Annotated in this window: 13 protein-coding genes and 1 riboswitch; all 13 genes read left to right on the top strand. The window is 67.7% G+C overall.

Annotation, left to right across the window (positions count from 1 at the left end):
* The first annotated feature begins 4 nt into the window (after positions 1–4).
* The 13 genes from DTA22_RS04820 to gcvP all read left to right on the top strand — a co-directional run bounded on the left by DTA22_RS04820 (position 5) and on the right by gcvP (position 12,815).
* Positions 5–1,525: an acyl-CoA synthetase gene (locus tag DTA22_RS04820; protein WP_037229384.1), complete on the top strand. Its 1,521-nt coding sequence runs from the start codon at positions 5–7 to the stop codon at positions 1,523–1,525.
* 72 nt (positions 1,526–1,597) lie between these two features.
* A complete protein-coding gene (locus tag DTA22_RS04815; RefSeq protein ID WP_037229709.1) occupies positions 1,598–2,215 on the top strand; it encodes an NUDIX hydrolase in 618 nt (205 codons plus the stop codon).
* Between the two features lie 42 nt (positions 2,216–2,257).
* On the top strand, positions 2,258–3,313 hold the full coding sequence (locus tag DTA22_RS04810; protein WP_112298631.1) for an SMP-30/gluconolactonase/LRE family protein: 1,056 nt from the start codon (positions 2,258–2,260) through the stop codon (positions 3,311–3,313).
* Positions 3,314–3,428: 115 nt separating this feature from the next.
* Positions 3,429–4,052, top strand: coding sequence for a CDP-alcohol phosphatidyltransferase family protein (locus DTA22_RS04805; RefSeq protein WP_037229392.1), 624 nt, complete (start codon positions 3,429–3,431; stop codon positions 4,050–4,052).
* On the top strand, positions 4,052–4,915 hold the full coding sequence (locus DTA22_RS04800) for a DUF881 domain-containing protein (RefSeq protein WP_037229395.1): 864 nt from the start codon (positions 4,052–4,054) through the stop codon (positions 4,913–4,915). Before DTA22_RS04805 ends, DTA22_RS04800 begins: the two co-directional genes overlap by 1 nt.
* Positions 4,916–4,947: 32 nt before the next feature.
* Complete coding sequence (locus DTA22_RS04795) at positions 4,948–5,310, top strand: small basic family protein (RefSeq protein ID WP_005264197.1); 363 nt, start codon at positions 4,948–4,950, stop codon at positions 5,308–5,310.
* Between the two features lie 7 nt (positions 5,311–5,317).
* Positions 5,318–6,064, top strand: a complete 747-nt coding sequence (locus tag DTA22_RS04790; RefSeq protein ID WP_037229398.1) for a DUF881 domain-containing protein — start codon at positions 5,318–5,320, stop codon at positions 6,062–6,064.
* 42 nt (positions 6,065–6,106) lie between these two features.
* Complete coding sequence (gcvH, locus tag DTA22_RS04785) at positions 6,107–6,511, top strand: glycine cleavage system protein GcvH (protein WP_112298630.1); 405 nt, start codon at positions 6,107–6,109, stop codon at positions 6,509–6,511.
* A gap of 320 nt (positions 6,512–6,831) precedes the next feature.
* On the top strand, positions 6,832–7,332 hold the full coding sequence (garA, locus tag DTA22_RS04780; protein WP_009473579.1) for a glycogen accumulation regulator GarA: 501 nt from the start codon (positions 6,832–6,834) through the stop codon (positions 7,330–7,332).
* Complete coding sequence (gene ftsR, locus DTA22_RS04775) at positions 7,329–8,069, top strand: transcriptional regulator FtsR (protein ID WP_005243120.1); 741 nt, start codon at positions 7,329–7,331, stop codon at positions 8,067–8,069. Before garA ends, ftsR begins: the two co-directional genes overlap by 4 nt.
* A 149-nt stretch (positions 8,070–8,218) precedes the next feature.
* Entirely contained in the window at positions 8,219–8,692 is a 474-nt protein-coding gene (locus tag DTA22_RS04770) for a bifunctional nuclease family protein (protein ID WP_005264201.1), read from the top strand.
* A gap of 282 nt (positions 8,693–8,974) precedes the next feature.
* The gene (locus DTA22_RS04765; RefSeq protein WP_037229402.1) at positions 8,975–9,595 is read left to right on the top strand and encodes a MerR family transcriptional regulator; all 621 of its coding nucleotides are present in this window, start codon (positions 8,975–8,977) and stop codon (positions 9,593–9,595) included.
* A gap of 69 nt (positions 9,596–9,664) precedes the next feature.
* Positions 9,665–9,788: riboswitch (glycine riboswitch) on the top strand.
* Between the two features lie 174 nt (positions 9,789–9,962).
* Positions 9,963–12,815, top strand: coding sequence for an aminomethyl-transferring glycine dehydrogenase (gene gcvP, locus DTA22_RS04760; RefSeq protein WP_112298629.1), 2,853 nt, complete (start codon positions 9,963–9,965; stop codon positions 12,813–12,815).
* Positions 12,816–12,857: the final 42 nt, after the last annotated feature.

The following is a 12,857-nucleotide window of genomic DNA, read 5'->3' as shown; positions in this document are numbered from 1 at the left end:
CACGATGCGCTTGACCGACTACCTCGACAAGGGTGCCTCGCTCGGACCGTCGGAGCCGTGCCTGACGATGGGCGACCGGACACTGTCGTACGCCGATGTCCAGGACCTGAGCCGGCGCGTCGCGGCCGCGCTGGCACGGTCGGGGATCGCCGCGGGCGATAAGGTGGCCGTCCTGTCCGGCAACGACCCGACCGCGTTCTCCTGCGTGTTCGGGATCAGCCGGGCGGGGGCGGTGTGGTGCCCGATCAACCCGCGGAACGAGGCCGCGGAGAATCGGGACCTGCTCGACCTCTTCGACTGTCGCTGCCTGATCTTCCAGAAGGCGTTCGCGCCCTTGGTCGATCGGATCCGGCAGCAATTGCCGCTGCTGACGACCCTCGTGTGTCTCGACGGCGACGAGGAGTACGCCCACCCGTTCGACGACTGGCTGGGTACCGAACGTCTCGACGCCGAGCCCGTCGACGACCTCGCGCTGATCGTCGGCACCGGCGGGACGACGGGGAAGCCGAAGGGTGTGATGCTCACCGGCCGGAACATCGAGACGATGTCTGCGCTGACCCTGATGAGCTACCCGTTCGACGGCAGACCGGTCTACCTCGCACTCGCGCCGTTGACGCACGCGGCCGGCGTCCTGTGCTTTCCGATCCTCGCCCTCGGCGGGCAGGTGGTCATCATGCCCGCGCCCGACCTGGGGCAGTTCCTCGCGCACATCGACCGGAACCGCGTCACCCACACGTTCCTCCCGCCGACCCTGATCTACATGCTGCTGGACCACGCCGACCTGGAGACGACGGACCTGAGCTCGCTGCAGTGCTTCTGGTACGGCGCGGCGCCGATCTCGCCGACCCGGCTCGACGAGGCGCTGACCCGGATCGGGCCGGTGATGGCGCAGCTGTTCGGGCAGAGCGAGGCGCCGATGATGATCGCGACGATGGCGCCGAAAGACCATTTCCACGCGGACGGCTCGGTCGCGACCGCCCGGCTGAGCTCCGCGGGCAGGCCCTCCCCGCTGGTCACCGTCGCGATCATGGACGGGCAGGGGACGCTGCTGCCTGCCGGTGAGCGAGGCGAAGTGGTCGTGCGCAGCTCGCTCGTCATGACGGGGTACTACAAGAATCCCGTTGCGACGCAGGAGGCGTCGGCGCACGGCTGGCATCACACGGGCGACATCGGGTACCTCGACGACGACAACTTCCTGTACATCGTCGACCGGGCCAAGGACATGATCATCACCGGCGGGTTCAACGTCTATTCCGTCGAAGTGGAACAGGCGCTCATGGCGTACCCCGGAATCCAGGACTGCGGGGTGATCGGGCTCCCCGACGAGAAATGGGGTGAACGTGTCGTCGCCGTCGTCCAGTCCCGAGCCGGAACACCGATCGAGGCCGACGCACTCACGGCGTTCGTGAAAGCGCGCATCGGCAGTGTGAAGACCCCGAAGGAAATCCTGGTCTGGCCCGATCTGCCTCGTTCCAAGCTGGGGAAGGTCCTCAAGAACGAGATCAGGCAGCAGTTGCTCGGCTGACGGCCGGCGCGGGGTTCGAAACGCGGAGGATCGAAGCGTGGGTTTCGCCGCGACTGGCGATACTGTCGGGTGATGGTGAATGGGCACGCACTGAGCAGGGACCGGCTCGCCGACGCGCTGGCGCGCTTCGAACCACGGATCGTGGACCCGACGAATCGGCGGTCCGCGGCGGTCGTGATCGCCGTGATGAACGACGGCGCCGACGGTCAGGCCGTTCCGCTGACCATGCGCCCCAGCAAGATGCGCGCGCACCCGGGGCAGTTCGCGTTGCCCGGCGGCGGAGTGGATCCGGGGGAGACCGGCGAGGACGCCGCCCGGCGCGAGCTGCACGAGGAACTCGGCCTCGACGTGGAGCCGTCCGCGGTGCTCGGCCGGCTCGACGACTATGTCACCCGCTCCGGGTACGTCATCACACCGTTCGTCGTGTGGTCGGACCAGCCGATCACGTCGCTCGTCCCCAACCGCGAGGAAGTGGCGGAAGTGTTCTCGGTGGGCGTTCCCGAAATCGACGCGGAGCCGCGGTTCGTCGAGATCCCCGAATCGTCGAAACCGGTGATCCAATGGCCGTTCCGGCGTCACCTCGTGCACGCCCCGACAGGCGCAGTCGTGTACCAGTTCCGGGAGGTCGCGCTGCACGGCAGGCACACCCGGATCGACGGTTTCGACCAGCCGGTCTTCGCCTGGCGTTAGCGAGACCCCATCGACCGGCGGGCACGACTAATCTCACAGTTCGTGACCCTCTTCGAGTCTCTCGCCCGCAAGCTCGACCGCACCGGTGTCGACCCCGTCGTCTGGCACGCCCCGCCGCCACCCCTCACGGGAGTGCTCGCTCCCAACGGTGTGCTCGACGGCGCGCACCGCTGGACGCTCCCTACCGGAGAAGGCCCGGAGGACGTTGCCGTCGATCACGACGGCCGGGTGGTCACCGGAGGCAACGACGGCCGGATCTGGCGGTTCGACAGCCGAGGCGGTGCCACCGAACTCGCGAACACCCGCGGGCGCCCCCTCGGAGTCGAGGTCCTGGACGACGGCCGATTCCTGGTCTGCGACGCCGAGCGCGGTGTGCTGAGGGTCGACGAGAAGGGGCGCGTCGACGTGCTGGCCGACGCCGCGGCCGGGCGCCCGCTCGTGGCGTGCAACAACTCGGCGGTCGGCCGGGACGGCATCGTGTACTTCACCGACTCCTCGGCGCACTTCACGATCGCCGACCACCGCTACGACCTTCTCGAGCACCGGGGGACCGGCCGCCTGCTGCGCCTGGACCCGCGGACAGGGGAGACCGACCTCCTCGCCGAAGGACTGCAGTTCGCCAACGGCGTGGGACTGGCCTCGGACGAATCGTTCGTCCTCGTCGCCGAGACCGGCTCGTACCAGATCTCCCGCGTCGACCTGACCGGCCCGTCGCAGGGTGCGGCGTCGGTGTGGGCCGCGAATCTGCCCGGCATACCGGACAACATGACGTCCCAGACACGTGACGGGCTGTTCTGGGTGGCGCTCTACAGCCCGCGGATGCGGTTGCTGGACCTGCTCGCGCCGTACCCCACGCTGCGCATCGTCGCAGCGAACCTGCCGGAGGCCGTGCAACCGAATCCGGAGCACGCCGGCTGGGTGATCGCCCTCGATCACCGCGGCGAGATCGTCCACAGCCTGCGCGGAGGCAAGGGCAGCTATTCACCTGTCACCGGTGTGCGGGAACACGACGGGTGGCTGTACCTGGGAAGTCTGACCGCGGACGCCGTAGCGCGGGTTCCGGCCCCACCGCGACCGGGCGTCGCGCGGGGCGAATGACACGGCCGGACGGACGGGACGATCGACTGAACACCATCCCGGTTGTGGAAGAGTGGCGAGAGCGGTGCGACGAGCGCCCGAAGACAGGTCCGCACTCGACGCTGGGGAGATTTTGGTGAATTCGGTGGACCGGGACACTGCGCGGTCGGACCGGATCGTGACCGTCCCGAACCTCCTGAGCGTGGTTCGACTCCTCGGGGTGCCGCTGTTCGTGTACCTGCTGCTCGTCACCCATTCCGACGGGTGGGCGCTCGCGATCCTCATGATCAGCGGCTTCACCGACTGGCTCGACGGCAAGCTGGCGCGGATCCTGGACCAATCGTCGAAGCTGGGTGCGCTGCTCGACCCCTTCGTCGATCGGCTCTACGTCGTCACGACGCTGGTGACGTTCGTCCTGCGCGGATTCATCCCGTGGTGGGTGGCGGCCATCCTGATCGGCCGCGACGCCGTTCTCGCGCTCACGCTGCTCATCTACCGACGCCGCGGTCTGCCACCCCCCGACGTGATGTACCTCGGCAAGGGTGCCACGTTCCTGCTGATGTTCGCGCTGCCCATGACCCTCGCGGCGCACGGTGACTGGAGCATCGCGACCGTGGCGGAGCCGCTCGGCGCGGCGCTCCTGATCTGGGGCACGGTGCTGTACGTGTGGACCGGGTTGCTCTACACCGTGAACGCGCTGACCGTCGCGCGCACCGTTCCCGTGCGAGGACCGGGCGGCGAGGAACGCGAGGTCCATTGATGAAACGGACAGATTCCGGCATCCGCAGGAATCCGGTGCCGTCCCTGCTGCGGTCTCTGATGAACGATCATCTGGACCCCGGCTACGAGGGTGCGGCGGAGGATCGTGAACAGGGACATTCACGGCAGACGCGGGTCGGTCAGCAGGTGTGGGTCGCGATCGGTGCGCTGCTCGTGGGTCTGGTGCTGTCGGTCGCCTACCGGCAGGCGACCGAACGGCTTCCCGGCACCGAGCAGGTGCGGTCCGAGCTTCTGAGCAAGGTGCAGGACGCCGAGGACCGGGCGGGCGCCCTCGCCGCCACCCGGGACACGCTGTCGACACAGACCGACGACGCGCGCGCCACCGCGCTGGCCGGCGACGCCCGGGGTGCGGCACTGCTCGACGAGCTTCGTGGCCTCGAGGGAGACGCCGGAGTCGAGGCCGTGCACGGTCCCGGGCTCACCGTGACGTTGACGGACCCCGCGGCCAAGCCCAACCTGTCCGACTCGTCCCAGCGCAGTGTCGGGGGGAAGGCCGTGGTGCTCGACCGCGACCTCCAGTCGGTGGTCAATTCGCTGTGGGCGAGCGGCGCCGAGGCCATCGCGGTCGGGGACGTGCGGATCGGGCCGTCGGTGACGATCCGGCAGGCGGGTGGCGCGATGCTCGTGGACAATCAGCCGGTGTTCTCGCCGTACGTGGTCTCAGCGATCGGCCCGCAAGGGCCGATGCAGACCGGATTCGTGGTGAGCGACGCTTACCTGCGGATGTCCAGCGTGGCGCAGTTGTACGGCATCGGCTTCGCGGTGGCGGAGGCCGACGATCTCCACTTGCCCGCCGCCCCGGCGCGGGAAGTGCGGGCTGCCCGGGAAGTGGGAACACGATGACAACGGCGGAGTCGAATGGAGGCGTCACACGAATGAAGGCAGCACTGAAGGGCGGATCCGCGATCTACGGGGTGCTCGCCCTGATCGTGGGCATCGTGCTGGGCGTGGTGTTCAGCCCGCAAGTGCCCGACGCCGTGCAGCCCTACCTGCCCATCGCCGTCGTCGCCGCGCTCGACGCGGTGTTCGGCGGCTTGCGCGCGTACCTCGACGAGATCTTCGACTCGAAGGTGTTCGTCGTCTCGTTCGTGTTCAACGTCCTGGTGGCGGCCCTGATCGTGTGGCTCGGTGACCAACTCGGTGTCGGGACCCAGTTGTCCACCGCGATCGTCGTCGTGCTGGGCATCCGCATCTTCGGCAACGCGGCCGCGCTCCGGCGACGACTGTTCGGGGCGTGATCGCGGCGTGAGCGGACACGAGGGAAGACACGAACTGCACGGGAACGAACCGGCGACGTCGCAGCGCTCACACGTCGTCTTCGCGCTGCTGGCCGCGCTCCTGCTCGGCGGGCTGGGAATCGCGATCGTGACGCAGGTGAAGAACACCGGGTCCGGCGACACCCTCGACTCGGCGAGCCCGGCGGATCTGCTGGTCGTCCTGGACACGCTGAACCAGCGGGAGGCGGCTCTGCGGCAGGAGATCGCATCGCTGGAACAGACCTTGGCAACGTTGCAACAGAGTGGCAGTTCCGGGGCGGCGCTCGACGAGGCGCAGGCCCGGTTGACGGCACTGTCGATCCAGGTCGGCAGCGCACCGGCTACCGGCCCGGGGGTGACGATGCGCATCACCGACCCCAACAAGGGGGTCGGCTCCGAGGTTCTGCTCGACCTCGTGCAGGAATTGCGTGCCGCCGGCGCCGAAGCCGTCCAGATCCAGGGTGCGGAGGGCCCGCCCATCCGGATCGGCGTCGACTCCTGGGTGTCCGGTTCGGCCGGCGGCGTGTCGGTGGACGGCCGGAAGGTGAACGCCCCCTACGGGGTGGTCGCCATCGGTGATCCGCCGACTCTGGCGGCGGCCCTGAACATTCCCGGCGGGGTGGTCGACACGGTCGCGCGCAGCGGCGGACAGCTGACGATCGAACAATCGCAGCAGGTCACGATCTCCGCCTTGCGGGAGGCGAAACCTCGCCAATACGCTCAGCCCGGAAATTGATCTTCGCATCCGCCCGCGGATTGCCATCGAAAGGAAGCCACTGTGAGTGAGCTCGAAATCCCCGCCGATCGTCGGTACACCGCCGAACACGAGTGGGTCGAGCGGACGGGGCCCACGACGGTACGCGTCGGCATCACCGATTTCGCGCAGTCCCAGCTCGGCGACGTCGTGTTCGTCCAGCTTCCGGCGGTCGACGAGGACGTGACGGCGGGCGAATCGTTCGGCGAGGTGGAATCCACCAAGAGCGTCTCCGACATCTTCGCGCCGCTGACGGCGAAAGTCGTTGCCGCCAATGCCGATCTGGACGGCAACCCGGAACTCGTGAACTCCGCGCCGTACGGGCAGGGGTGGCTGGTGGACCTCGGTGTCGACGACGAGGCGACCCTCGACGCGGCACTGGCCGAAATGCTGGACGCCGCCGGCTATGCAGACATCACGGCAGGATAATTTCCCGAGAACACGCGAAGCGGTAATCGGATAGTTTCGGAAGGTGCCGACAGCCCGGAAAACCGGGTTGCCGGAAAAATCCGCTGTCGGAATACCGGTTCGTAATGTGCTGGCGGCCTGTCTCACTACACGCACCGGCGTGCGCAGGGTACGGTCGATGTTGAACGCATGTGCCGTGTCGGGGCGCAGGTCCGTAGTTTGAATGTGATCGTGGGAGTTTGCACAGAAGTTAATGTGCACGGGAACCGAATTATGTAGTACCGAGTGGCATTGCGTAGTCCAGCGAATCTTGCTGGATGATCGAACTAGGAGGAGAAACGGTGAGCGAGAACGGCAACGACGCGGTCTATGGGGAGACGCCGGCGGAAACCACGTCGGTCTTCCGCGCGGACTTTCTCAATGAGCTCGACAACTCCTCGGCAACCCAGGCCCCGGAAGCTCCGGTGTCGGGTGTGGAGGGACTGCCCGCGGGCTCTGCTCTGCTCGTCGTCAAGCGTGGACCGAACGCAGGGTCGCGCTTCCTGCTCGACCAGCCGACGACGTCCGCGGGACGGCATCCCGACAGCGACATCTTCCTGGACGACGTGACCGTCAGCCGTCGTCATGCGGAGTTCCGCCAGGAGGACGACGAGTTCCAGGTGGTCGACGTCGGCAGCCTCAACGGCACCTACGTCAACCGCGAGCCGGTCGACTCGGCTGTCCTGGCCAACGGTGACGAGGTCCAGATCGGCAAGTTCCGGCTGGTCTTCCTGACCGGACCCCGGACCACGGCCGGTGGCTCGCAGATCGGTGAGACGTCAGCTGGTGCGGGTAGCCAATGACCGCGGTGCGGCAGCAGCAGGCGCAATCGGGGATGTCGATCGGCTCCGTGCTGGATCGACTCCGCCCCGATTTTCCTGATGTGACGATCTCGAAGATCCGATTCCTCGAAGCCGAGGGTCTCATCAGCCCCCAGCGCACTCCCTCGGGGTATCGGCGATTCTCGATCGCCGACTGTGAACGACTGCGCTATGTCCTCACTGCGCAGCGCGATCAGTATCTGCCGCTGAAGGTCATCAAGGAGCAGCTCGAGGCCATCGACAGAGGTGTGGCCACGGTCGGCGCAGGCGATTCTTCGCCGCGCCGGCCGCGCGCGCTCACCGTGGCCCCGGGTGAGGTGTCTCCCGAGGAGTTCCTCACCGACCGTGAGGTGCGGATCAGCCGCGACGACCTGATCTCCCGGGCGGGAATCGACGAGAAGTTCCTCGGCGAACTGACCCGCGGGGGCCTGGTCGTTCCCGGACCGGCGGGGTTCTTCGACGAGGACGCGGTGACACTGGCGCGCACAGCGAGGGCGATGTCCGAGTTCGGACTCGAAGTGCGGCACCTGAGGGCGTTCAAGCTGGCGGCCGACCGCGAGGCAGGGTTGGTCGCGCAGATCGCCGGGCCCGTCGCCAAGGGCCGTGACGCCGGCGCACGTGATCGCGCCGAGGAGATGGTGCGCGAACTGGCCGCGTTGTCTCTCACGTTGCACACCTGCCTGGTGAAGTCGGCAGTCCGGGGTGCGCTCGATCGGTGAGGTGCGTTCGCCGACCGTCCCACCTCGGAAGTTCCCAACGACGCTGCGCTCGAACGGCTGTACGGTCGAAGAGCAGACACGAATCGAATAGAATCCTGGTACGGCATTGTGTGCCGCGGACGGACCATTGCAGGGTGGAGGCAGACGCGATGAGCGAAATGCACGTGATCGGAGTTCGTGTCGAGCAGCCCCAAAATCAACCTGTTCTGCTGCTGCGGGAAACCGACGGCGAGCGGTACCTGCCCATCTGGATCGGCCAGACTGAGGCGACCGCTATCGCACTCGAACAGCAGGGCGTCGAGCCGGCGCGTCCACTGACCCACGACCTGATCAAGAACCTGATCGAAGCCTTCGGCCGCACCCTGAAGGAAGTCCGCATCGTCGACCTCCGCGAGGGCACGTTCTACGCCGACCTCGTATTCGACCAGAACACCCGCGTCTCGGCTCGCCCGTCCGACTCGATCGCCATCGCACTCCGGATCGGGGTGCCGATCTTCGCCGAGGAAGCGGTGCTCACGGAGGCCGGTCTGGTCATGCCCGACGAGCGCGAGGACGAGGTCGAGAAGTTCAAGGAATTCCTCGAGTCCGTGTCGCCGGACGATTTCAAGGCCACTGACGGCTGATGTGGACCTGCAGAAAAGCCTCGGGCGCGGTAACGGTTGACGTTCTCCCGGCGCGTTGCGTTGACCCGGTCTCTTCGGAGTCATAGCGTTCGGTGCAGTGATTTTCTGCCCTGCAGATTGTATCGGGCGTACGCTGAGTAGGTTCAGGGTACGGACTAGCTCGATGTCACTGGTGGCGCTTGCGCCGCCCGATGTGCTGCGGCTGTGCCGCGGACACTGGCGACGCGCGTCACAGGCGCACTGATCGTCGGGTTCAGTGCAACATGCGAGAGGGAGTAGTCAGTGGGAGATCGGCCGCAGGAGAATGCGCTGAATCTTGCGCCCGGCGACAACGTTGCCGAGTCCGAATTCAGCTCCGAGGAGATCCAACCGGGCCTCTTCCCGGACGATTCCGTGCCCGACGACCTCGTCGGATACCGCGTCCCCATCGCCTGCCAGATCGCGGGAATCACCTACCGCCAGCTCGATTACTGGGCTCGCACATCCCTCGTCGTGCCGTCCATTCGTGGCGCAGCAGGCTCGGGCAGCCAACGGCTGTACTCGTTCAAAGACATCCTCGTCCTCAAAATCGTCAAGCGTCTGCTCGACACCGGAATATCCCTGCAGAACATCCGAGTGGCCGTCGACCACCTCCGTAAGCGCGGAGTGCGGGACTTGGCCAAGATCACACTTTTCTCGGACGGGACCACGGTCTACGAGTGCACGTCCCCGGAAGAGGTCGTCGATCTGCTCCAGGGCGGGCAGGGTGTCTTCGGTATCGCGGTGAGCGGTGCGATGCGCGAACTGACCGGCACCATCGCCGATTTCCCGGCAGAGCGCGCCGACGGCGGCGAGAGCGAGCAGAGCCCCGAGGACGAACTGGCGTCGCGGCGCAAGAACCGCGCGAGCCGCAAGACAGGCTAGCCCGTATCCGTCGGCGGCGGCGCTGCCTGCGCCGCCATCCGCAGCCGTGACATAGACTGGGCGGTGCGTCGACGCCGTGCGGGAGAGTTCCGGGCACTGCAAGCACAGAAACATCGTGTGTGCGGGAGTTCGGGCGCCGAAGGAGCAACACCTCCCCGTCAATCTCTCAGGCAGACAGGACCGTGCGGGCTCCGACGTCTCTGGAAAGCGGTGGGAGCACCCACCCGCCCACGGGGAAAGGGCCGTCTTCACACGCGAACGACGGTACCGAATCTCTCAGGCGCTCGACTCGAGCAGGCGACAGAGGGGGAGGGACGTTCCGCTACGCGGGGCGTGTCCTGATCCTCCGAACTGCTTGGGAGTTGTCGTGATCGACGCTGGAAGCCGTACATTCGCCGATCGTCATGTCGGCCCGAACGCTGCGGAACTCGCGCACATTCTCGAACTGGTCGGAGCCGATTCGCTCGACGACCTCGCGTCGAAGGCCGTCCCCGCCGTCATCCTGGACGGGGTCACGGGCGGCATCGCCGACGGCCTCGACGCACTGCCCGCACCGGTATCCGAGCACGAGGCGCTCGCCGAACTGTCCGCACTCGCCGCGCAGAACACCGTGGCGACGTCCATGATCGGTCTCGGCTACTACGACACCCTCACTCCGCCGGTCCTGATCCGGAACATCATCGAGAACCCGGCCTGGTACACGGCCTACACGCCGTACCAGCCCGAGATCAGCCAGGGCCGCCTCGAAGCCCTCCTCAACTTCCAGACGATGGTCGCCGACCTGACCGGCATGGAGGTCGCCAACTCGTCGATGCTCGACGAGGCCACCGCCGCCGCCGAGGCGATGACGCTGCTGCGCCGGGCGAGCAAGAGCAAGTCCCCGCGGTTCGTCGTCGACGCCGACCTGTTCCCGCAGACGCTGGCCGTCGTCGAGACCCGGGCCGAGCCGCTCGGCATCGAGATCGTGGTGGCCGACCTGTCCGCCGGCCTCCCGGACGGTGACTTCTTCGGTGTCCTCGCGCAGATGCCCGGCGGGTCCGGTCGCATCGTCGACTACACCGACGTGATCGCCGCCGCCCACGAGCGCGGCGCACTGGTCGCGGTCGGGGCGGATCTGCTGGCGCTCACCCTCCTCACCCCGCCCGGCGAGATCGGGGCCGACGCCTGCTTCGGCACCACGCAGCGGTTCGGTGTCCCGATGGGCTTCGGTGGCCCGCACGCCGGCTACCTCGCCGTGCACACCAAGCACGCACGCCAACTCCCCGGCCGTCTGGTGGGCGTCTCCGTCGACGCCGACGGTGACAAGGCGTACCGACTGGCGCTGCAGACCCGCGAGCAGCACATCCGCCGCGAGAAGGCGACGTCGAACATCTGCACCGCTCAGGTGCTGCTGGCGATTCTGGCGGCCATGTACGCCAGCTACCACGGTGCCGAAGGACTGAAGGCGATCGCCCTGCGCGTGGCGAACACGGCGCGCTCCCTGGCTGCGGCGCTCCGCAAGACCGGGGCAGTCGTCGTCCACGAGCACTTCTTCGACACGATTCTCGTGCGTGTCGACGGCCGGGCGGCGGACGTGGTGGCGAAGGCGAAGGACGCCGGCATCAACCTGCGGCTCGTCGACGCCGATCACGTCGCCATCGCGTGCGACGAGGCCACCACCACCGACGACGTCACGCACGTGCTGGCGGCGTTCGGCGGCGAAGGCCCGGTGACCGACGAAGCGGGCACGTCCGTCCCCGACGCGCAGCTCCGCGGATCCGACTACCTGCAGCACGAGGCCTTCACCCGGTACCGCACCGAGACGGCGATGCTGCGCTACCTGCGGGCGTTGTCCGACAAGGACATCGCACTCGACCGCAGCATGATCCCGCTCGGTTCCTGCACGATGAAGCTCAATGCCACCGCCGAGATGGAAGCGATCACCTGGCCCGCGTTCGCCGGGCTGCACCCGTTCGCTCCGACCGGGGACACACCGGGAATTCTCCGCATCATCAAGGACCTCGAGAACTGGCTCGTGGCGGTCACCGGCTACGACGCGGTCAGCCTGCAGCCGAATGCCGGTAGCCAGGGCGAGTACGCGGGACTGCTCGCGATCCGCAACTACCACCTCAGCCGCGGAGACGACCACCGCGACACCTGCCTCATCCCGTCGAGCGCCCACGGCACCAACGCCGCATCCGCGGTGATGGCCGGGATGCGCGTCGAGGTCGTCGCCTGCCGCCCGAACGGTGACGTGGACCTGGACGACCTGCGGGCGAAGATCGCCGACCATGCCGAGCGCCTCGCGGCGATCATGATCACCTACCCGTCCACGCACGGTGTGTACGAGCACGAGATCGCCGACATCTGCGCCGCCGTCCACGACGCCGGCGGCCAGGTGTACGTCGACGGCGCCAACCTCAACGCCCTGGTCGGCCTGGCCCGTCCCGGCCGGTTCGGCGGCGACGTGAGCCACCTCAACCTGCACAAGACGTTCTGCATCCCGCACGGTGGTGGTGGCCCCGGTGTCGGTCCGATCGGTGTGCGGTCCCACCTGACGCCGTTCCTGCCCGGACATCCGCTCGCACCGGAACTCGGCACCGGCGGACCGATCTCCGCGGCCCCCTACGGCAGCGCGTCGATCCTCCCGATCACGTGGGCGTACATCCGGATGATGGGCGCCGTCGGACTGCGCCGGGCAAGCCTGACCGCGATCGCGTCGGCCAACTACATCGCCCGCCGCCTGGACGAGTACTTCCCCGTCCTCTACACCGGCGAGGGTGGAATGGTCGCCCACGAGTGCATCCTCGACCTCCGTCCGATCACCAAGGACACCGGTGTGACCGTGGACGACGTCGCAAAGCGCCTCGCCGACTACGGATTCCACGCACCGACGATGAGCTTTCCGGTGGCGGGCACGCTGATGGTGGAGCCCACCGAGAGCGAGAACCTCGAAGAGATCGACGCGTTCTGCGAGGCGATGATCGCGATCCGCGCCGAGATCGACCGGGTGGGCGCGGGGGAGTGGCCGGTGGACGACAACCCGCTGCGCGGTGCCCCGCACACGGCCGGTTGCCTGGCAGCGGAATGGAACCACCCGTACACCCGTGAGACGGCGGTGTTCCCCCGCGGCAAGGCACGGCCGAAGGTGTGGCCGGCCGTCCGGCGCATCGACGGTGCGCACGGCGACCGCAACCTCGTGTGCTCCTGCCCGCCGATCTCCGCGTTCGAAGGCGCCTGACACAGACGATGCCCGTCCCGCTCACGCGGGGCGGGCATCGCT

This window comes from Rhodococcus wratislaviensis (assembly GCF_900455735.1).
In the GTDB taxonomy this organism is placed as follows: Bacteria; Actinomycetota; Actinomycetes; order Mycobacteriales; family Mycobacteriaceae; genus Rhodococcus_F; species Rhodococcus_F wratislaviensis.
The sequence above is the reverse complement of the archived record's forward strand: the minus strand, read 5'-3'. Positions and strand labels throughout refer to the sequence as shown.

What these genes read in the sequence shown, in the direction of transcription:
- DTA22_RS04820 (WP_037229384.1), top strand. Translation starts at nt 5, where the DNA reads ATGCGCTTGACCGACTACCTCGACAAGGGTGCCTCGCTCGGACCGTCG.
- DTA22_RS04815 (WP_037229709.1), top strand. Translation starts at nt 1,598, where the DNA reads ATGGTGAATGGGCACGCACTGAGCAGGGACCGGCTCGCCGACGCGCTG.
- DTA22_RS04800 (WP_037229395.1), top strand. Translation starts at nt 4,052, where the DNA reads ATGAAACGGACAGATTCCGGCATCCGCAGGAATCCGGTGCCGTCCCTG.
- DTA22_RS04795 (WP_005264197.1), top strand. Translation starts at nt 4,948, where the DNA reads ATGAAGGCAGCACTGAAGGGCGGATCCGCGATCTACGGGGTGCTCGCC.
- ftsR (WP_005243120.1), top strand. Translation starts at nt 7,329, where the DNA reads ATGACCGCGGTGCGGCAGCAGCAGGCGCAATCGGGGATGTCGATCGGC.
- DTA22_RS04770 (WP_005264201.1), top strand. Translation starts at nt 8,219, where the DNA reads ATGAGCGAAATGCACGTGATCGGAGTTCGTGTCGAGCAGCCCCAAAAT.